The organism is Lacrimispora indolis DSM 755 (genome assembly GCF_000526995.1).
Lineage (GTDB): Bacteria > Bacillota > Clostridia > Lachnospirales > Lachnospiraceae > Lacrimispora > Lacrimispora indolis.
Map to the genome: position 1 here is coordinate 610,211 of NZ_AZUI01000001.1, position 20,396 is coordinate 630,606.

The window sequence follows — 20,396 nt, forward strand, 5'->3', positions numbered from 1 at the left end:
TATGAACAATAGAATAATTAAAAATGTCGTTATTGCAGTCTCAATTATTGGGTTTATCATTTTAGCCTTGTTTGTTACAACAAATGTGTTTTTAAAAAAATCTGTCCAGTATCAATTCAATGATATAATTTCTTATGATATCAGTCTTGAAAATGCGGAAATAAAAATGATTGTAGAGAAAGGAAATGAGAACAAGACTATTATTGGTATTTCTGCAAGTGGGGCGAATAATATTCAAAATATATCTGTGGGTGAACAAAATGGTGTATTGAATATTGAACAACATCCAAAAGGAAACTTTATACCCAATATCGGAGGAAGTGTAAAAGTAGAAGTTATACTTATTTTTTCGGATAAAGACGATATTGATAGATTTTTACTTGCCACAAAATCCGGAGCTATAAAAGTCCAAGGTATAAAGTCTGAACAGATAGAAATAAGTTCTCATTCGGGGAAAATATCATTAATAGATATTATATCTAACGAGTTATCGGTAAGCAGTAAATCTGGAGAAATCCAAGCAGAAAACATCATTGCAAAGGAATTTAATAACAGCTCTGAAAGCGGTCAATGCACCGTTTACTTTAGCAGCGATATCAGCCAACTGAATGCCACCTCAAAAAGCACTTCTGGAGATGTTACCTATATGTTTCAGAATGATATTGGCTTAAATCTTTCGTGGAAAGCTCGTAATGTGAAATCTGAAATTGAAAGCGATGATGATTCGACAAATACACTGTATTTTGAATCTGAATCGGGCACTGTTAAAATAATGCGCACTAAATCATAAATAGATCTCCCCGCTTACAGTAAATAAAACCGTGTTTTGGAAATGCAATTTACTGTATTTCATAAAAGACTTCCCACAAAAATCCTCTGTTATCTGTATACTTTCTCTCCAATATCTGTCACCTGGAAAAGTCAAAACCATATAATACATTACAATGCATGAAAAGAGTGAGCCTATGATGCCATATAAATACCACACCTGCCAGTCTAACTGCGTATCGGACAATACTTATCTTACCTGGGATATAAACGACTACGGGCCAGCCCCCCTGGTGCTGAACATTGTCCATGATACGATCCGAAATCCCACCTTCCGAACGACCCGCTGGACCGGAAACCACATGCAGCTTACTCTCATGAGCATCCCTGTGGGCGGAGATATCGGTATGGAAAATCATTCGGAGGAGGATCAGTTCATCCGCGTAGAACAGGGAGAAGGGCTGCTGCTCATGGGAGACAGCCCCTATAATTTTTCATTTCAGCAGCCCGTGAATGACAACTGCGCCGTCCTCATCCCCGCCAATACCTGGCACAATATCGTAAATACCGGTGACGAACCATTAAAGCTTTATTCCCTCTATTCCCCTCCGGAACACTCTTCCGGAACGGTACATTGGAAACAATCCGATTCAGTGGCAGAGGAATAGCTGTGAAAAAATAAAAAGGTGCAGGAATGAGGCAATCTGCCTCACATCCTGTACCTTTTTTAAGAAATTCCATGGATCGCTGCCTGTTATAGGGCAGCAATGATCCTAGAAACGGAACTTATCCTCAAAATAGCTTTTCAGCTCTGCAATAGGAACTCTCACCTGATCCATGGTATCGCGGTCACGCACAGTCACGGCAAAGTCCTCTTCTGAATCAAAATCATAGGTAACACAGAATGGGGTACCGATCTCATCCTGTCTTCTGTAGCGCTTTCCAATATTGCCTCTGTCATCAAATTCACAGTTATAATATTTACAGAGCTCTTCATACACCTTTTCTGCTCCTTCATTCAGCTTTTTGGAAAGAGGCAGCACGCCGATCTTAACAGGGGCTATGGCAGGATGGAAGTGAAGCACTGTACGCACATCTCCTTCTGCGATTTCCTCCTCGTCATATGCGGCGCAAAGGAATGCAAGGGTTACGCGGTCAGCTCCAAGAGACGGCTCCACAACATAAGGAATGTACCGCTCCTTCTTTTCGTCGTCAAAATATGTCAGATCCTGTCCGGAGGTGTTCTGGTGCTGGGTTAAGTCGTAATCTGTTCTGTCAGCAATTCCCCATAACTCACCCCAGCCGAATGGGAACAGGAATTCAATATCAGAGGTTGCCTTGCTGTAGAAGGAAAGCTCTTCCTTCTCATGATCCCTGACGCGCATCTCGTCATCCTTGATTCCCAGAGTCTTCAGCCAATTGATGCAGAATTCTTTCCAATATGCAAACCATTCCAGATCCGTATCCGGCTCACAGAAAAATTCCAGCTCCATCTGCTCAAACTCCCTGGTGCGAAAGGTGAAGTTTCCAGGAGTGATTTCGTTACGGAAGGACTTGCCGACCTGTGCGATTCCAAATGGAATTTTCTTGCGGGAGGTTCTCTGGACGTTTTTAAAGTTTACGAAAATACCCTGTGCTGTCTCAGGTCTTAAGTATACAGTATTCTTGGCATCTTCTGTAACTCCCTGGAATGTCTTAAACATCAGGTTAAACTGACGGATATCTGTAAAATCATGCTTTCCGCAGCTTGGGCAGCAGATGTTCTTCTCATCGATGTAGTTCTTCATCTCTTCCTGAGACCAGGCATCCACAGATCCTTCGATAGTAATGTTGTTCTCAGCCATATAATCTTCAATCAGCTTATCCGCACGGAAACGCTCTTTACATGCTTTACAGTCCATCAGAGGATCGGAAAAGCCGCCTAAATGCCCGGAAGCGACCCAGGTCTGGGAATTCATTAAAATAGCGCAGTCAACGCCCACATTATAGGGACTCTCCTGAACAAATTTCTGCCACCATGCTTTTTTTACATTATTTTTCAGTTCCACGCCTAAGTTGCCGTAATCCCAGGTGTTGGCAAGGCCTCCGTAAATTTCGGAGCCAGGATATACAAATCCCCTTGATTTTGCAAGTCCCACAATCTTTTCCATTGTCTTTTCCATGATCTTAACCTCTCTTATTTAAAAATGATGTAATTCTTTCCTTGCGCTGTCTGAACGGTATAGCGATCCTTTATGACTACATTGTTGGAGACAAATAAAAGCTTACCCTGAGTCTGTACCGTTACCGGCTGGTCTGCCTCCACAACGATTGCAAAGCATTCTCCTTTGCTGGATAAGGCCTTTTTTTCTGCCGGTTTTCCGTCGGCCTTTACAAAGGCTACTCCTTCTGATTCACTCTGGCCTAATACATCCCCCAAAGTAGTAACAGCAATGGAATTTACCTGATTTTCCTTATCCTCATACTCGGAAACAAAGCTCACCAGGTCATTTCCTGACCCATAGCGGAATACCATGGTGGCAATCCCTTTTTCCAGAGTACAGGAATCCAGGGCCACCGCTTCCTGTCCGTGAGTTTCATTGTATTTTAAAGCGGCTTCTTCCAGATAAGCCTTTAATTCATCCGCACGATAATAATCCTGTTCCGCATAGGTTTCCACTGTCGCAGTCTGAAATGTTCCTTCCTGCGTTACATAGATTCTGCTGCTCTCCCCGTTTAAGGCGCCTCCGCCGCTTCTGCCCAAGCAGCCTGTCAGCATTCCGGCAGCCAGGAAAGCCGCCAGAACCGCTTTCTTTTTTTTCATCCATTTCCCTCCTGCTTTGAAAATCCGCCGTACTGTTGCCTATGAGCCTGCTGGGCGGCCGGTGAAACTTACTATGGATCATGAAGTCCGCTGTGTGGACCGTGAGTCCGTTGTGTGGGCCGTGAGTCCGCTGTGCAGCCAGTGAGTCCGCTGTGCAGCCAGTGAGTCCGCTGTGCAGCCAGTGAGTCCGCTGTGCAGCCAGTGAGTCCGCTGTGCAGCCCGTGAGTCCGCTGTGCAAGCCAGTGAGTCCGCTGTGCAGCCAGTGAGTCCGCTGTGCAGCCAGTGAGTCCGCTGTGCAGCCAGTGAGTCCGCTGTGCAGCCAGTGAGTCCGCTGTGCAGCCAGTGAGTCCGCTGTGCAGCCAGTGAGTCCGCTGTGCAGCCAGTGAGTCCGCTGTGCAGCCAGTGAGTCCGCTGTGCAGCCAGTGAGTCCGCTGTGCAGCCAGTGAGTCCGCTGTGCAGCCAGTGAGTCCGCTGTGCAGCCAGTGAGTCCGCTGTGCAGCCAGTGAGTCCGCTGTGCAGCCAGTGAACCCTGCGTGTTCACTGGCTCACGGGCATTCGCCCTATGAATCAGGTTACGGAAAAGTTTTCTTATGTGCGAGCACAACGAAAACTTTTCCGTAACCTGATTCGCACTGCTCATAGCATTCTTGAACATTATACCAAATGCCCCCCCTCATTTCAATAGTTTCCCGCCTGTCATGGTTTTTAAAATCTCAAGGGAGTGGAATTCCCGGTCTACGTAGCGCTTTTTGTTGATTTCTACGCAGCGGCCGAATTCTTCCAGAACCGGGTCCGTCAGGGTGAAGGTATAAAGGTGTTCTGCCGGGGAGGCGATTACGTATTCCCATGCATAGACCGCCGAGTCACTGACGGAGTGGGGAGGTTTTTCCGTATATTCCCCGTTCAGCACCATGGCTTTCAGCTCAAAGACCCTCTGGACCAGCTCATTTTTCAAAGCCGGCTTTAAAAGAGCCCGTATGGACTGGTATAAAAGCTTTAAAAGCCCTGTTCCATCCATGTTCTCCCGGGCGTAATAATCTGCCAGCTCCAGAAAATATGAACCATAACAGGTTCCTTCCATATCCAGGGCCAGCGCTTCAAAATAATTGCTGATCTCTGCCGACCGAAGAGTATAGGAATCTCTGCCTTCATACAGGGAAAACTGCCCGAAGGCAAAGGGGCGGCTTACCGCCATAAGGGAATTCCCCGGCCTTCTGGCACCTCTGGCAAATGCGGTAATTTTCCCTCTTTCCCTTGTGAGTATCACAAGGCGCCTATCCATTTCTCCAACCGGGGACATTCGGATCACCATCCCCATCATGGTTTCAACTTCCCTCAATTCCTACCACCACTTTTAAATGTCTTTTTCATTGTATCCATAATTCTTCATATACAGCTCGCTGTCACGCCATTCCTTCCTGACCTTTACCCAAAGCTGTAAATTTACTTTTGTATCCATCAGATCTTCAATTTCCCTGCGGGCAGCACTTCCGATCTTTTTGAGCATGGAACCGCCTTTTCCAATGATGATCCCCTTATGGGAATCCCTCTCGCAGATAATGTCTGCTTCAATATCCATGATGCCGTTATTCCGCTCTTTCATCTTCTCAATGGTCACAGCGATCCCATGGGGAATCTCGTCATTTAAAAGACGAAGGGCCTTTTCCCTGATAAGCTCCGCTGATATCTGGCGCATGGGCTGGTCTGTTACCGTATCCTCATCGTAATACTGAGGTCCGCTTGGAAGATACTTATAGATGAGTTCCAGCATGAGATCCGTATTTTTCTCCTTTAAAGCAGAAACAGGGACAATTTCAGCAAATTGGCACACATCTTTATAAGCGTTTATAAAGGTCAGGATATCCTCCTGATTTTTCAGGGTATCAATTTTATTGATAGCCAGAATCACAGGAGTTTTGACCTGGTTTAACTGCTCTGCAATATGCTGTTCCCCAGCACCGATATAGGTGGTGGGTTCAACCAGCCAGAGTACCACATCCACTTCCCTTAAGGTGCGCTCTGCAACGCTTACCATATATTCCCCCAGCTTGTTCTTTGCCTTATGGATCCCGGGAGTATCAAGGAAAATGATCTGTCCCCTTTCATCCGTATACACGGTCTGGATCCTGTTCCTGGTGGTCTGGGGCTTATCGGAAGTGATAGCGATCTTCTGGCCGATGAGATGGTTCATCAAGGTAGATTTTCCAACGTTGGGACGCCCGATCAGGGTTACAAAGCCTGATTTATAATTGTTTTCCATGTGAGTTTTCCTTTCCTCTTTCATGTCCATGACTTCTGGACATAAAGGTATGCCTGTAAGGCGTTCCTCTTTCATGTCCTTGGTTTCTGGACATAAAGGTATATCTGTAAGGCCTTGTATTATGAGTGGAACAGGTTCTTGGTTTCTCCAAATAGCTCTTTATCCGCACCGATTTTGTCTTCATTGCCAATGACGCAGAGACTTCCCGTATCCAGAACGGCTTTTACAAGAGGCGCCAGGCTTCTGATATCTTCCTGACTGGCATTTAATACCTCTTCCCGCTCTTTTCCCATCATTTCCCGGTCCACACCGGATAAATAGGCGGAAAGGCCCCGGTTTCCCCTGGTGGATGGAGGATATGGCACATCCATGTCGCTGACAGTGCCGATCACGTATTTTGTCATATCCCGGTCTGTTGCCTGGAAGTTCTTTAAATAATCCACAATTCCGTCATAGATCCGGTTTGTTTCAACTACATTAGGATCCCGGTAAGAGGTAAAGTACCCTTCTCCTGAACGGCCGAATCCGCTCATACAGCCATAGGCACCGCCCTTGACCCTTAGATTGATCCACAGGTAATCATAGCTTAAAATGACCTTTAATATTTTAAGAACCCCGGTATATTCCTGTCCGCTGCCTGCAAAGGTCCCGCATCTTGCCACATAATTGACCTGGGAAGCCGTGCAGAAGCCTTCGTTTCTGTTTCCTGGAAAAAAAACAAAGGGATAGCGGGTTCCTTCTCCTTCAGGCAGTAATGCGGTAAGCTTTTCCAAAGCATTGGGAAGCAGTTTATATCCTTCTTCATCGGCCGTATAGCTGACCAGCATGTTTTTCACGGTAAAAATCTTATCCATCACCGCTTTTAAACGGGCAATGATCTCCTTTTTATGGGAAGGATATTCCTTTTCCAGATTCTCTAAAAATTCATAATACCCGATCCCGCCGGTCAGATCGTTAAAATAAGAGGTGGCGGAAAAATAGGAAGTTGCCCTGGCAACTGCAGCCGAATGGCAGGAACCTTCCAGCTTCATTCTGGCCCTTGACCTGGTCTCACTGATTATCTCTCCTACCCGCTTTTCATCATCCAAAATAGAACGGGTCAGGATCTCACCGAGTATGGAGAAGCCAAAATCCAGTTTCTCATAAAGCACCCTGGCGCTTGCCATGAAAAATCCTTTAAACTCTCCCTTATTCCTTAAATCAGGGTAAGAGGTCACGCTGAAGCTGACGCCGCCGCTGTTTAAATGGATCTCACTGGTCAGATCTCCGTAGGTGAAATTTTCCGTATTCACATAACCCAGCAGGGATTTCAAAAATCCCACATAAGGCAGGTCCTCCACAGGAACTGCGGAGGTATCAAACATCACTTTTAAATACCCGATTCCGGATGTAAACATCTCATGATGGATGACCTTGACGCCATGGGCCGACTTTTCCTCCCATATGATCTCCTCCGGCTCTCTGGTGATATCCTCTCTCCGAAGCATGGGTATCAGTTCCAGCACCTCCTGGGAAGATGGAGTTTCCTGGTATTCCCTTAAGGCTCTTGTCTCTTCCGTCAGCCTAAGAAGCTCTTCCTCTGAGAGAGAAGCTTTGTAAACAGCCAGCTTTTTCGCCACCTTCTCCTCTTCCATTGCCGTTAAGTTCTTTTTGGGACTCACGCTTAAGAAGGCTTCAAAAGGATTATCCAGAAGATATTCCCTGATGAGCTGTTCAAAATATCCGTCCTCCACCACTTTCTTTAAATAGGCAAAGGTATTCTGATATTCTAAGTGCATCATGGGATCCCCGTCATAAAGCCAGCTGTCCATGCATTGAAGACCATACATCAGGCCCTTTGGCGCTGAACCGTAATCCGCCTCACGATAGCGGAATTCATAGTAGTTCATTCCGGCCTTCAAGCTCTTTTTATTGATCCCCTCATCAGCAAGCTTTCTTAAAGTCCCTTTTACAACAGCCAGGAATTCCCCTCTCTGTTCCTTATTTGCATTTTTTGCAATAACGGAGAAATAGGGCTGAAGAATGCCGTTTTCATATCCGCCTAAAATATCCTGGCCGATCCCGGCGTCAATTAAGGCCTGCTTTAAGGGCGCCCCAGGAGCATCCAAAAGGGTGTATTCCAGGATCTGAAAGGCTATATAAAGCCTGGGATCCAGCCCCGTACCAACTGCCGTGCTGATGGAAAGATAGGTAGCATTTTCTTCGGATTCCCCTTCGGTGATGGAGTAGAAAGTCTCCCCTTCCACTGGTTTTAAAAATGGCTTCTGCCTTGGAATCCTGGAATCAATGGTTATTTCATCGTAATGACTTAAGTATTTCTCATCGATCCATTCAAGCTTTTCTGCCATATCCATATCTCCGTAAAGATAAATATAGCTGTTGGAGGGATGATAATATCTCTGATGAAAAGCCAGGAAGTCTTCATAGGTTAAGTCCGGAATAAAGGCAGGATCTCCCCCTGATTCCTGGCCATAGCAGTTATCCGGGAAAAGAGTTTTCCTGGTGTAACGGTCCAGCACTTCTTCCGGAGAAGAAAATGCTCCCTTCATCTCATTATATACCACTCCATTGTAAATCAGATCAGATTCCAGGCTTTCCAGCTCATAATGCCAGCCTTCCTGCATGAAAATCTTTGGTTCTTTATAAATATTGGGATGAAATACTGCATCCAGATACACGTTCATCAAATTCTGAAAATCTTTGTCATTGCAGCTCGCTACCGGGTATACCGTTTTATCGGGATAGGTCATCGCATTTAAGAAGGTGTTAAGAGAGCCTTTCACCAGCTCCACAAACGGATCTTTCACAGGAAACTGATCGGAACCGCAGAGCACACTGTGCTCCAGAATATGGGCAACTCCTGTGCTGTCAGACGGCGGGGTACGGAATCCGATGGAAAATACCTTATTCTCATCATCGCAGGACACACAAAAGACTCTGGCCCCGCTTTTTTTATGGCGGAGCACGCATCCCGATGCGTTGATCTCCTTAATTACTTTTTCTTCCACAACCTCATAGGCTGCAAGGTTTTTAAATTGATTCATTCCTTGTTATTTCCTCCTGCATGTTCATATTATACGTAAGTCAGCAGCGCAGCAAGGGAATCTGTAAGATTCCCTTGCCCACGGGCATTCGCCCTATGAAACAGGCCATGAAAAGAGTTTTTTATGTGCGGACACAACGTAACTTTTCTCCTGTCCTGTTTCGCACTGCTCATTGCATTCGTGTAATTACATGTTGCCCACTAATTTGTCTTTTAATATGGCTGCGCACTCTCTGATGCAAAAGTGTACGAAAAGAATGGGGTCTGATTCACAGGATATGCCATAGATATCCGGTATTCCCCACTTTTTTCCAATCTGAAGCGCGCGGAACACATGAAAATCACTGGTGAGGACACCAATTTTAATGGGCTTATCCGGCACCTCCTCAAAGGTTCCCGGCTCCATGAAAATCGGCTGATCTTGCCGGCGTGCTTTCCTTTCCGCCTGGTCCTCTTCAATGGCCACACGGCTGTATGCAATATTCTCAACCGTGCTGGTGGAACGGGTCTCCAAGATCAGCTGTTCCTCTCTCACTCCGTTAAAGACCAGATAATCCCGCATGGCTGCTGCTTCGCTGACAGGCTCATCATCACCCTGGCCGCCGGACAGCACCAAAATCGTGGACGGATTGTCATCCAAGTACTCCATGGCTTGATCCAGCCGATTCTTTAAGGATTTGCTGATTCCTGTTTCCTTTACCCTGGCTCCCAGCACAATGACATAGTCCAGATTGGAAGCATCCCTGGCAGCAACTCCCGTAAACACCAGGATCTCCACCACCAGAAATACCAGAATTCCCGTACAGCACATGGTAATCACCGACACCGGAATCCATAAGGGAACCTTATCCTTATGCTTCGCATAAGTCTCCCAACCCACCGGCAGCAATATGCATATGCCAGCAAATACAAGCCATATAAAAGAAAGAGATGTGGTCAGACCTGAATAAAGAATGATCACAACATAATAAATAATGCAGGAAACGGCTATCAGCCAAAATATTAACGCCATATGCCAGCCTCCATTCTACACGTTTTAAAATCAGGTAAATTCTGGGCATAATTCTTTTATAGCATACCACAATATAGGAATTTCTACAACTGTCACTGAAATTATAGGAAAATCAGGTATGGATGCACCTGATACTCTTATAATGAAGCAGAAAAGGCGGCTTGCAGAAGAAAACCAGTACCTGTTTTCTTTTGCAAGCCGCCCTTGTTCCTCATAAAAGGTGTTTCTATTCCATATTACCCGGGAATCTTGGAATTCCGTCAAATCCGACCTTCAGATCATCATCGGCGGGGATATAGTCTGTCATCACTCCGTCATGGAACTTCTCATATGCCAACATATCAAAATATCCTGTGCCGGTAAGGCCAAAGAGGATGGTCTTTTCTTCTCCTGTCTCTTTGCACTTTAAAGCCTCGTCAATCGCCGCCTTAATCGCATGACTGCTTTCCGGGGCCGGAAGGATTCCTTCTACTCTCGCAAACTGTTCCGCTGCCTCAAATACAGCTGTCTGTTCTACTGAGCGAGCTTCCATGTATCCGTCATGATAAAGCTGTGACAATGTGGAACTCATCCCATGATACCGCAGGCCACCCGCATGGTTTGCTGATGGGATAAATCCACTTCCGAGGGTATACATTTTAGCCAGCGGACATACCATTCCGGTATCGCAAAAATCATAAGCAAAAACGCCTCGTGTCAGGCTTGGGCAGGATGCAGGTTCTACGGCAATAAACCGGTAATCTGCTTCGCCCCTGAGTTTTTCACCCATAAACGGAGATATCAATCCTCCCAGATTGGAGCCGCCGCCCGCACATCCGATGATAATATCAGGCTTGATTCCGTATTTATCCATGGCAATCTTGGCTTCCACTCCAATCACTGACTGATGAAGCAGCACCTGGTTTAAAACGCTTCCCAGCACATACCGGTACCCATCTGTATGGGTTGCCACTTCCACCGCCTCAGAAATGGCACATCCCAGACTTCCTGTGGTCCCGGGATGATCAGCCAGGATCTTTCTTCCTATCTCTGTTGTCTCAGACGGGGACGGAGTCACGCTTGCCCCATAGGTGCGCATTACTTCTCTGCGGAAGGGCTTTTGTTCATAAGAACACTTCACCATATACACCTTGCAATCCAGTTCCAGATAAGAGCATGCCATGGAAAGAGCCGTTCCCCACTGCCCTGCCCCGGTCTCAGTGGTCACTCCCTTTAACCCCTGTTCCTTTGCGTAATAAGCCTGTGCAATAGCGGAATTCAGCTTATGGCTTCCGCTTGTATTATTTCCTTCAAATTTGTAATAAATTTTAGCCGGAGTCTGAAGCTTCTCTTCCAGGCAGTATGCTCTTACTAACGGTGCCGGACGGTACATTTTATAAAAGTCACGGATTTTTTCCGGAATTTCTATAAAACGATTATCATTATCCAGCTCCTGTTTTACCAGTTCTTTACAAAATACAGTTCCAAGTTCTTCCTCTGACATTGGCTGTAAGGTTCCGGGATTTAAAAGAGGGGCCGGCTTATTCTTCATATCGGCACGAACATTGTACCACTCCTTTGGCATCTCGCTTTCTTCCAGATAAATTTTGTAGGGAATCTTGTTTTCACTCATGCAAAAATCTCCTTTCTTCTTTCCCGCCCACGATTTATGGGCATAAAGGTATACCCGTAGGGTGTTTCTTCTTTCCGGGATAAGTAGATTTTTACAATAAAAAAACTCTTATCCCACACAATAAATTATTGCAGGGACAAGAGTATGAATCGTCATAACTCCTGCGGTGCCACCCGGCTTGATGCATCTGGCGCATCCTCTCACGCATACTGACATATGCTGACTTTTATAACGGAGTTTACTCTCCGGCTTACCTACTTACCATTCAGTTCGCCCTCAGAAGCCCATTCCCAATTGCCTTTCCCTGCCGCAATCCCACCGCCTGCGGCTCTCTGTGTGGTAAGTACAACGGTACTTGCTCTTCCTCATAGGTTTAAAAAAACTCTACCACGGGAATTGTTATTTGTCAATCATTTATACTTGAGTTTTACCGGATTCAAGTCCTCCCTACATAAAGGACTGAAATGTTTCAAAGAAATCATCTGTCCATGGAATATTCACGTAATCTTCATTGATGTTGCGCTTAAACAAACTGGGATACTTTTTAATTAAGTCTTTTTTGTCCCTGTCCAATTTAAAGAGGTGCTTTTGCAGCACGTACAGCATTGCCTTGGTATCTCTTGTCTGGAGAGCGAGTATGATTTCTTCATGCTGTGCAACAATTTCTTTTACACTCTGCATTTCCCGGCAGCTTAGAAGCCGTATTCTCCTGAAATGGCCTCCAACATTATTGATGGTCTGAAAGCTGAAAAGGCGGTCTGTTACCCGGTAAAATATCTTATGAAACTCATCATCCATATGCAGGAACTTCCTTACATCACCATTGCCTGTCTCAGTAAAGGCTTTCTGTTCCATCAGGTTGTTCTGTAATTCCAACAAATCCGTAGGAGTATGGCATGCCATAAACAGCTTCATAACCTCTTCTTCTACGGCAAGCCTTAAAAAACGTTCCTGTTCCACTCTATCTAAATCTATCTTGGACACCCTTGTTCCTCTCTGTGGGAGAAGAGTCACCAGATCTTCCTGTTCAAGCCTGATGAGCGCATCTCTGACCGGAGTGCGCCCAATGTTTAATAAATCACAAATATCCCTGATACTTAAGTTGATCCCCGGTCTTAAATGAAGATCCAGGATTTTTTCACGGAGAAGCTGGTACGCATTGTTATCTGTGCTTTCCCCCTGACGGGAAGCCTCCTCCTGGCCGTCAGCGGAAGACGATATGGCTCCATTATATACTTCCAACTTTGAACCTCCTTTTATAATTGACCATATTTTTTTAATAATCGCCATTTTCCAACAATAAAATAATCATATTCCATTTTATAGGATAGAGGAGAAAAAATCAATAGAGCAAACACCCGTCTTAATCAATAAACACATTTCATACAGGCAGGGAGAATAGGATAGCCCACTCATTATTTTGGAAAAATGAATGGCTCCCACCTCTCCTGCCCCGTCAAGGCCTCTGGACTTAGGAAACAGATTCCATACCGGCCTTTTTAACATTTTGCTGCGGGTATAGATTCCCGGCGTATTTTCTTCAATACAGTGGAAAATTTCATGGAACAGAACGATTTCTTCCAGTGCTTCCTCCCGGATTATTTCCGTTAAACCGTATTCTTTTATAAAACCTTTTATTGCGTTTAAGGTACTGTCATTTAAAATGACAGTACCTTCTTCCGGTTCATATATTCCCATATATAAAAATGGTTTTCTAAGTTCTTCTTTTGTTCTTTTTATGGTTAAACCCAGTGTACCGGCAAGAGAAGCGCCGGAAACGGCCCCATAGTCCTTCTTTAACTGTGACGCATATTTTTCTGCCGTTTCCATGGAGTAAAACAGAATTTCCCGTTCTTCCTCTTTTGACAGTTCACAGGAAGCCGGTTGATTTTTTAGCACACGGCTATACCATTTTACATCATGGACAGCAGCAATTTTTTCTATAAGCTCCCGCATACACTCCATTTTTTACAGCTCGTTGCGCGCCAGGATCAGGATGATTTCAGCATCTTCCTTGATATCAATAAGCTCAACCCCGGCTAATCCTGATACCTGATCCAAGGCCGGAATTCCGGAATAATCGATAACTCTGGATTCTGAGGCAATATAACAATCCGGATTGATCCTGACTTCACTTGAAAAGTTGCTGGCCTTATCCCAGGCAAGTTTCAAATCCTCACGGAGCCTGGATTTTGTTGTAACCAGCACCGTGCCATTGGATCTTTGCACCTTCACAAAGCCTTTTTTATCTATCACTCTCACGGGAGTTTTCCCGTCTTTTTCAGCAGTCACCACAAATATGGAACCATTGCTTCCTGCCAGCTTCATCTTAGACCGTTCCAGGCCAATGGATTCCGCCGCAATTGTAAGCGCCTCTTCCTCATCACAATTCTTCATTAAGTCCGTGGTCTTCACTTCTGTGGATCCCATGGCAATGGCCGTAACCTTCTGGGCCTGCTCATCAATTTCCACATAGACTTCAATGCTGTCTTCCACTGCACCGCTGTTCATTGCCAAAGCCTTTGCTTCTTTCTTAAGGGCGGCAATATCTTCTGCAGTTGGATTGGGAATGGTCCGCTCTACCATTTCCCTGACCATGGCCAGCGCCACGCCGATAGAAGAAATAACCTCGGCATTCACCGGTATCTGGTATTTAAAATTCATTTCATTTGCCGTAAAGGTCAACAGTGTTCCGGCACCGCCTCCTGCACCTACCAGTACGATCTGTTCTCTTTCAATTTTGTATTTATCGATCAGGTCTTCAATGACGGGTTTGATTTTATCACAAGCTTTTTGAAGAACCGCCCTTGCCGTATCTTCCAGGGACATCCCCACTTCATCGGCCAGCAGCTGCATGGCTTTGCAGCTGGATTCGTAATTACCCATTGCATAATCCCCGTCTTCCAGGATTCCCAGTACATTGGCAGCACAGGTATTTGTGATGGTTACGCTTTCGCCGTTCTTCAAGCGTACCGCCACATAGTCGCTGGGGTCATTTTCACGTGGCTTGATGTAATATAATTCTGCCCCTTCAAACAGCGCAGGCTCTGTAAAACAGGCATATCCCATATTTGCAATATGTGCGGAACGGGGGCCCACATCAACGATCGCGCCCTTTTTCGCACGGATCATACTTCCGCCGGCAACACCAAGTACCCGGACATCTAAGCTGTTTACGTAGGTTCTGTGCCCTCCGATAATGGAATAATCCACAGCCGGACGGCCGTTTTTGATCACCCCGATATTGGTGGAGGTTCCGCCGACCTCAAAATAAATGCCATTGGAAGCCCGCAGATACATAAGGGCACCAATTACACTGGCCGCAGGTCCTGAGAGCATGGTAAGGATCGGGCGCTTTTTCATTTCGTTGATTTCCATGACCCCGCCGTCCCCGCGCATGATCATAAGAGGGACCGTTACCTTTGCGGCACGTACGCTTCGCTCTGTGGAATTGGCCGTATCCAGCATTTTGGGCAGGATGGACGCATTTAAGCAGGCGGTTCGGGTTCGGGTGGTCAGACCATAGAGCTTTGTAATATCAGAAGCTACGGTACAGGGGATTCCCTGACCTTCTGCAATCTCCGCAACCATGCGCTCTTCCTTCATATTGTCCACGCCAAATGCCTTGCTGGCCACGATCACCTTATCCCCCTGATCTGCCATCTTTTTGATCACAGAAGATACGTTATCCGGAGTCATGTCCTTGGTTTTCATAAAGCTATGGTCAATATTGATCCACTTTCCGGTTCCCAGATCAATATCCTTGATCTTTGTCTGGCGCTTTGTAAAGAATGCCTCCAGACCGCCGCCGCTCATTCCAATGACACCCACTTTTGCCACGTCTCCCTCCAGCAGGGCATTGGTAGCCTGAGTGGTGCTGTGAGCAATAAAAATCACTTCCTCTGGTTTAATATCGTTCTCAGAAAGGCATTTCTTAAATGCTTCCACAACACCTGCTGCCACTCCGTTTTCGTCATGGTGGGTTGTCATTACGGATCCTTTTCCCACAATCTCGTTTGTACTGTTGTCTATTGCTACGGCCTTTGTGTGGGTTCCTCCCACATCAATGCCAATTCTTATTGCTCGGTTGCTCATTCGTTGTCCTCCATCTAAAACAGGCAAGGGCATACAGACATTTTGCATGCCCTTATCTGTGAAACTTTTTCATCTGCCAAAGCTGAGCATTAAACCATTCTTCCTATGGTAAAATAAATAAGGATTTCAATGGCAACAAGGCTTGCCCAGGCCCACGGCAGATTGGTCTTTATGTACTGTTTTGGCTCTACCTTTGCATAGCTTAAGCCCCACATGGTCCAGGACTGGGTAGGACAAGCACTTGCTACAATAGCAACCGGAGGAATCAGGAACATGGCAAACAGGAAATGAGGATTAAACGCACCCGTTGCATTTAAAATCGAATACAGAGCAATGCCGGAGCCCCAGATCATCAGCGGTCCGCGGAACAATGCCAGAGGCGCCAGAATACAGAAGGCCGCCAGAACTACAATTTCGGATCTTGGAACTACATCACCAAGCAAGGTCTGAAGATAAGGCACCACCTTCGTCGCAGCTCCCTGGAAAATGTTTACGCTGTAAAGCATACCGATCAAAAGTCCGCTGTCCGCAACACCGTCGTATAATGTCTTTTGTGTCTTATCCACAGCAGTCTTGTAAGTCCTTAAATTCCGTGTGAACAAAAGTCCTATAAAGCTGCCTAACAGGAAAGCCGGAACCGGCTGCCATTTGAAAATTCCTACCATTGCAATGGGCACAAAAGGCACGATAAAGCAGTACCAGCCAAGGGGCTTTTCTTCGTAGCTTTCCTGTACGCCCGCTTCCCAGGCCCGCCTTCTTCCTCTTTTGCTGTTTTTGAAATGATGGAACACAACAAATGCGATCATAATGACCATGTGAATGGCAGTTGCCATCAGGGCAAAGCGGATGTAGTTGTCATTGTAGGAAGCCACATCTTCACCAAATACTTTTTCAAACTGGCTCACATAAGCGATGTTTAAGTACATTCCCCCTGCAACGGACAGCATATAAGCGCCTAAAGCCGCCCTCTTCTCCACTCCCATGGAAAACAGAATGGGAAGCACGATCATACCGATGGCCATAACGGAGCCTACTCCAAAAACGCTGGTAAAAAGCAGGTTGCAGATAATGCACAGCAGCAATGTGGTTACCAGGGGTCTGTCTCCTGCAAATTCCACGGTCTTTTTAATGATATAGCCGGCAATTCCCGTATCAACCAGAATACGTCCAAACCATGCACCAAAGATTATAATTGCTATGGTCTTTCCGTAATCATCCAGCGGCTTTTGAAATACATCGCTTACCACCTCATTGATCGGCACACGTCCGATCAAACACCATAAAACGGCTGTGGCAATAAATCCGATCAAAAGATTTCCGCCTTTCATGCAGTACACTACCAGCCCCACAAAGACCAGCAGCAGCAATATGCCAGTAATAATGTCAAGCATCGTTTCTCTCTCCTTTTTAATTGTAATTTTTTACAGCTACGTCATGTCTGTTTCCGGATTTGATTCTTGGTGTCGCAACTAAAATTTCATCTGATATATCAGTTTTCTCATATAATATATCACATGAAAGATGCAGATACTATATGCATTATTTATAAAAAATAAATAATTTTTTATAAATAATACACATTTTCTTTATACTTTTACCTTAAACTGTGATCATTCAAAGAAAGAAAATCCCGCTTTCATTTTTTAGCATAAAAAAGAGGCTGGAGAAAACCTCTTTCCGGTTCTCTCCGCCTCTTCCGCCCAAAGCATATGGGTAATCTGATTTTATATCTTAAAATAGCTGTTTGTCACGGCACAGGCAATGGCTATGAATGCACTTAATAATGTGCCCACCAGATATTTTTCTGCAAACGCCTGATCTTCCAGCTTTTTAAAACGTGCCACACTTTTTGCCGTCAGCACAAATCCAATGGTACTGTACTGCCCTATCATGCCCAGCAGGAATATGATTTCACGTTCCAATATTCCTATATAGGATCCGATTTTGGGATTTTCTGTGTCACGTTCCTTTGTCACTGCTGCAAAGACCAGCTTGATCAGTATGGAAGCCGGATGGCCGCAGATTAAGATTCCCATTGCCATCTTAATGATGTCAGCCAGTACTTTTGTATCATAGCTTCCTGTTAAAATATGTATATACGCCCCGCCTGTAAGCCCTGTCAGGCTGCATCCGATTATAAGGATGGCAGCATGTAAGATCTGGTCAATGAAAAACAGACAGATATCCTGACCGGGTTTTAAATTTCTGTTTTTTTCAATCCATATCTTACAATCATCAATGGCTCCATGGGATATTCCGGCAAGAACAGAAAAAATAAGGAGTCCGGGCACCTGATCCCTGGTCAGGGGAATCACCGCACAAATAAACAGGGAAAAGGAATAGCACATACAGTGCATCACCAGGATGGAGAAATTATTCTTTTTCTTTTCTGCGATCTCATCAGTCTGGACATAGAAATCGCCTATGATATGCCCTATCAACAGTAATTTAAGAATCATATTTTTCACCGTAATTGTTTTTTAAATATTGAAGCGCCATATAATCCATACTGCGGATCACCTGGACATTTCCCCGTTTCATGACTGTGTCTATATTTTGCCTGGATCTCTGCATGATGTCAGCGATCCTGGTATTCATTCCTTTTCTGTAAACAGCCTCATCAGCCTCTGTCGTATTGCCGGTTATCAATATTTCATCCTGGATGGCCACATTCCCATTGGAAAAATCCACATCTTGTTTCTGAATCCTGCCGTATGTTTTTTCCTTCACTCCATAGCTTTCTTTTAATTTAAGCATTTCCAAAGCATGATCTCTCACTGCTCCCCGCTTCCGTTCTTCCACAAAAGGGTAAAGAAGCTCTGAGACCAGCTGAAGAAAATTCTGCATATAATTCTGACCGCCTTTGTAACCGCAGGAAACATTCAGCAGATAATTGGCAAATACATCTTTTTCTGATTTTGAGTATATTCTGATATTTTGAAATTGTTTTTTATATACCTCTTCAATGGCATATCTGGCATGGTGATATGCCGGGCCATCCTGCTGGGCAGAGGTTCCTCCCTCTATCCTCACATTCCATTCCCCCACTCCCAGGCCCGCGCGTATTTGTACCGGGTGAACCATAAGTTCCAGAATTCTCCAATATGATACCGCTGCAAAAGGGGTTAGAAACAGTCCCTGAAGCTCGTCGCCTCCGCTAAACGTCACCTCACACGCAAGTACTTCTTTGTTGATGTCATTTAACATCTTAATGCATTTCGTTAAATATTCCTGTACCTCATTGCGTGTACCTATATCATAAGATTTGGATTTTTTAATATCTATAATCAGCGCACTGTAGTTCATATTAGTTCCTGCCTCCAATTTCCATTATACACGCAACCGGCGGAATGTCAAACTTATTTGTTTGCATATGGAATTATACCACATTTTTGTTTGCATCTTACAACTGCAAACATGATCAGGATATCAGCGGCCCTGAGGGTTTTTATTTTATATCAGTCCATCTCACTGCGGCGCAGGATGTCATAAGGCTCCATTTCCACACTTAAATCAACAAAAAGGACTTCTCTGGAATGAGGTGCGCTTTCCTGGGATTTGCCCTCATCATCATAGATGGCTTTCACAACGGCTTCCAGATTACGTCCGTCAGGCTTCATCACTTCAATAGTCTCGCCAACAATAAACTTGTTTTTCTGCGTGGTGCGGGCAAAACCTCTCTCATCCACCGCTTCAATGGTTCCCAGATACGTGTAGTTTTTTACGTAGGTATTGTTATCATAAATCTGCGTGGTGGAATCGGCCTTTCCAAAGTAAAAGCCGGTGGTAAATTCCCGGTAAGTGCATTTGCCGATTTCGGAACGGTACCACTCCATGTTGGCCTGATAAAGCTCCGGATCTTTGTTAAAGTCATCAATGGCCTTCCGGTAAGTCCTTGCCACGGCAGCTACATAAAGGGCTGTTTTCATGCGTCCCTCGATCTTAAGGCTGTCGATTCCCGCATCCATCATCTCCGGAATGTGTTCGATCATACACAAGTCCTTGGAATTGAAGATATAAGTCCCCCGCTCGTTTTCATAAACAGGCATATATTCTCCCGGACGTTTTTCCTCAACAATGGAATATTTCCAGCGGCAGGGATGGGTACAGGCTCCCTGATTGGCATCTCTTCCGGTCATGAAATTGCTTAAAAGGCAGCGCCCGGAATAGGAGATGCACATGGCTCCGTGAATAAAGCTTTCGATCTCCATGTCCTCCGGAATCCGGCTGCGTATTTCCTTGATCTCTGCCAGGGAAAGCTCTCTGGCGGATACCACCCTCTTGGCCCCAAGCCGGTGCCAGAATAAATAAGTCCCGTAATTGGTATTATTTGCCTGGGTGCTGATGTGGATCTCCATATCCGGCAAGATCCGCTTTGCGATCTCAAATACTCCCGGATCGGAAATGATCAGGGCATCAGGCCCTGTTTCCTTTAATTCTTTAAAATATTCTTCCACTCCGGCCAGGTCGTCATTATGGGCCAGTATGTTGGCCGTAATATAGACCTTTACCCCTTTTTCGTGAGCAAAGGCAATCCCTTCCCGGATTTCCTCCATTGTAAAATTCTTGGCCTTGGCTCGAAGGCCAAAGGCTTCTCCTCCGATGTAGACAGCGTCGGCGCCGTAAATCACAGCGGTTTTTAATACCTCCAGGCTGCCTGCAGGAATCAAAAGTTCGGTCTTTCTCATAAAACTCCTCTCTCGTATTTGTCTCCTGATAAATTATGAAAGTCCGGCTGGCTTATGGCCCGCCGAACGGCTGATTTTCTATTTTCTAAATTCTCCAGTGTAAATTCAGGCACAC

Annotated in this window: 16 protein-coding genes; 2 read left to right on the plus strand and 14 right to left on the minus strand. The window is 45.3% G+C overall.

The annotated features are described in order from the left end of the window. Position 1: 1 nt before the first annotated feature. Together K401_RS0102900 and K401_RS0102905 are read left to right on the plus strand one after the other, a co-directional pair. The gene (locus tag K401_RS0102900; protein WP_024291565.1) at positions 2-790 is read left to right on the plus strand and encodes a DUF4097 family beta strand repeat-containing protein; all 789 of its coding nucleotides are present in this window, start codon (positions 2-4) and stop codon (positions 788-790) included. A gap of 175 nt (positions 791-965) precedes the next feature. After that, positions 966-1,436, plus strand: a complete 471-nt coding sequence (locus K401_RS0102905; protein WP_024291566.1) for a cupin domain-containing protein — start codon at positions 966-968, stop codon at positions 1,434-1,436. A gap of 105 nt (positions 1,437-1,541) precedes the next feature. Here K401_RS0102905 and K401_RS0102910 read toward each other — a convergent pair whose 3' ends face one another. The 14 genes from K401_RS0102910 to K401_RS0102980 all read right to left on the minus strand — a co-directional run bounded on the left by K401_RS0102910 (position 1,542) and on the right by K401_RS0102980 (position 20,281). Further along, positions 1,542-2,930, minus strand: a complete 1,389-nt coding sequence (locus tag K401_RS0102910) for a glycine--tRNA ligase (RefSeq protein WP_024291567.1) — start codon at positions 2,928-2,930, stop codon at positions 1,542-1,544. A gap of 14 nt (positions 2,931-2,944) precedes the next feature. Then, positions 2,945-3,571: a hypothetical protein gene (locus K401_RS0102915; RefSeq protein WP_024291568.1), complete on the minus strand. Its 627-nt coding sequence runs from the start codon at positions 3,569-3,571 to the stop codon at positions 2,945-2,947. Positions 3,572-4,244: 673 nt separating this feature from the next. Further along, entirely contained in the window at positions 4,245-4,910 is a 666-nt protein-coding gene (gene recO / locus K401_RS0102920; protein WP_024291569.1) for a DNA repair protein RecO, read from the minus strand. Positions 4,911-4,925: 15 nt separating this feature from the next. Next, positions 4,926-5,831 carry a GTPase Era gene (era, locus tag K401_RS0102925; protein WP_024291570.1) on the minus strand — a complete coding sequence of 302 codons (906 nt, stop codon included), beginning with the start codon at positions 5,829-5,831 and terminating at the stop codon, positions 4,926-4,928. Positions 5,832-5,950: 119 nt separating this feature from the next. Next, positions 5,951-8,875 carry an insulinase family protein gene (locus K401_RS0102930; RefSeq protein WP_024291571.1) on the minus strand — a complete coding sequence of 975 codons (2,925 nt, stop codon included), beginning with the start codon at positions 8,873-8,875 and terminating at the stop codon, positions 5,951-5,953. Positions 8,876-9,061: 186 nt separating this feature from the next. Next, the gene (locus tag K401_RS0102935) at positions 9,062-9,886 is read right to left on the minus strand and encodes a YdcF family protein (protein WP_024291572.1); all 825 of its coding nucleotides are present in this window, start codon (positions 9,884-9,886) and stop codon (positions 9,062-9,064) included. Between the two features lie 226 nt (positions 9,887-10,112). Beyond that, positions 10,113-11,498: a TrpB-like pyridoxal phosphate-dependent enzyme gene (locus K401_RS0102945; RefSeq protein WP_024291573.1), complete on the minus strand. Its 1,386-nt coding sequence runs from the start codon at positions 11,496-11,498 to the stop codon at positions 10,113-10,115. 447 nt (positions 11,499-11,945) lie between these two features. Continuing rightward, on the minus strand, positions 11,946-12,740 hold the full coding sequence (locus K401_RS0102950; protein WP_024291574.1) for a GntR family transcriptional regulator: 795 nt from the start codon (positions 12,738-12,740) through the stop codon (positions 11,946-11,948). Between the two features lie 78 nt (positions 12,741-12,818). Continuing rightward, positions 12,819-13,454, minus strand: coding sequence for a hypothetical protein (locus K401_RS0102955; RefSeq protein WP_024291575.1), 636 nt, complete (start codon positions 13,452-13,454; stop codon positions 12,819-12,821). 12 nt (positions 13,455-13,466) lie between these two features. Next, positions 13,467-15,593 carry a hydantoinase/oxoprolinase family protein gene (locus K401_RS0102960; protein WP_024291576.1) on the minus strand — a complete coding sequence of 709 codons (2,127 nt, stop codon included), beginning with the start codon at positions 15,591-15,593 and terminating at the stop codon, positions 13,467-13,469. An 89-nt stretch (positions 15,594-15,682) separates the two neighbouring features. Continuing rightward, complete coding sequence (locus K401_RS0102965; protein ID WP_024291577.1) at positions 15,683-16,984, minus strand: citrate transporter; 1,302 nt, start codon at positions 16,982-16,984, stop codon at positions 15,683-15,685. A 333-nt stretch (positions 16,985-17,317) separates the two neighbouring features. After that, positions 17,318-18,052: a DUF3307 domain-containing protein gene (locus K401_RS31690; RefSeq protein ID WP_024291578.1), complete on the minus strand. Its 735-nt coding sequence runs from the start codon at positions 18,050-18,052 to the stop codon at positions 17,318-17,320. Further along, a complete protein-coding gene (locus K401_RS0102975; RefSeq protein WP_024291579.1) occupies positions 18,042-18,899 on the minus strand; it encodes a SatD family protein in 858 nt (285 codons plus the stop codon). Before K401_RS0102975 ends, K401_RS31690 begins: the two co-directional genes overlap by 11 nt. 152 nt (positions 18,900-19,051) lie before the next feature. Then, positions 19,052-20,281 (minus strand): peptidase U32 family protein, encoded by a 1,230-nt coding sequence (locus K401_RS0102980; protein ID WP_024291580.1) that lies wholly within the window; start codon positions 20,279-20,281, stop codon positions 19,052-19,054. Positions 20,282-20,396 lie beyond the last annotated feature (115 nt).

What these genes read in the sequence shown, in the direction of transcription:
- K401_RS0102900 (WP_024291565.1), top strand. Translation starts at nt 2, where the DNA reads ATGAACAATAGAATAATTAAAAATGTCGTTATTGCAGTCTCAATTATT.
- K401_RS0102905 (WP_024291566.1), top strand. Translation starts at nt 966, where the DNA reads ATGATGCCATATAAATACCACACCTGCCAGTCTAACTGCGTATCGGAC.
- K401_RS0102910 (WP_024291567.1), bottom strand. Translation starts at nt 2,930, where the DNA reads ATGGAAAAGACAATGGAAAAGATTGTGGGACTTGCAAAATCAAGGGGA.
- K401_RS0102915 (WP_024291568.1), bottom strand. Translation starts at nt 3,571, where the DNA reads ATGAAAAAAAAGAAAGCGGTTCTGGCGGCTTTCCTGGCTGCCGGAATG.
- era (WP_024291570.1), bottom strand. Translation starts at nt 5,831, where the DNA reads ATGGAAAACAATTATAAATCAGGCTTTGTAACCCTGATCGGGCGTCCC.
- K401_RS0102930 (WP_024291571.1), bottom strand. Translation starts at nt 8,875, where the DNA reads ATGAATCAATTTAAAAACCTTGCAGCCTATGAGGTTGTGGAAGAAAAA.
- K401_RS0102935 (WP_024291572.1), bottom strand. Translation starts at nt 9,886, where the DNA reads ATGGCGTTAATATTTTGGCTGATAGCCGTTTCCTGCATTATTTATTAT.
- K401_RS0102945 (WP_024291573.1), bottom strand. Translation starts at nt 11,498, where the DNA reads ATGAGTGAAAACAAGATTCCCTACAAAATTTATCTGGAAGAAAGCGAG.
- K401_RS0102955 (WP_024291575.1), bottom strand. Translation starts at nt 13,454, where the DNA reads ATGCGGGAGCTTATAGAAAAAATTGCTGCTGTCCATGATGTAAAATGG.
- K401_RS0102960 (WP_024291576.1), bottom strand. Translation starts at nt 15,593, where the DNA reads ATGAGCAACCGAGCAATAAGAATTGGCATTGATGTGGGAGGAACCCAC.
- K401_RS0102965 (WP_024291577.1), bottom strand. Translation starts at nt 16,984, where the DNA reads ATGCTTGACATTATTACTGGCATATTGCTGCTGCTGGTCTTTGTGGGG.
- K401_RS31690 (WP_024291578.1), bottom strand. Translation starts at nt 18,052, where the DNA reads ATGATTCTTAAATTACTGTTGATAGGGCATATCATAGGCGATTTCTAT.
- K401_RS0102975 (WP_024291579.1), bottom strand. Translation starts at nt 18,899, where the DNA reads ATGAACTACAGTGCGCTGATTATAGATATTAAAAAATCCAAATCTTAT.
- K401_RS0102980 (WP_024291580.1), bottom strand. Translation starts at nt 20,281, where the DNA reads ATGAGAAAGACCGAACTTTTGATTCCTGCAGGCAGCCTGGAGGTATTA.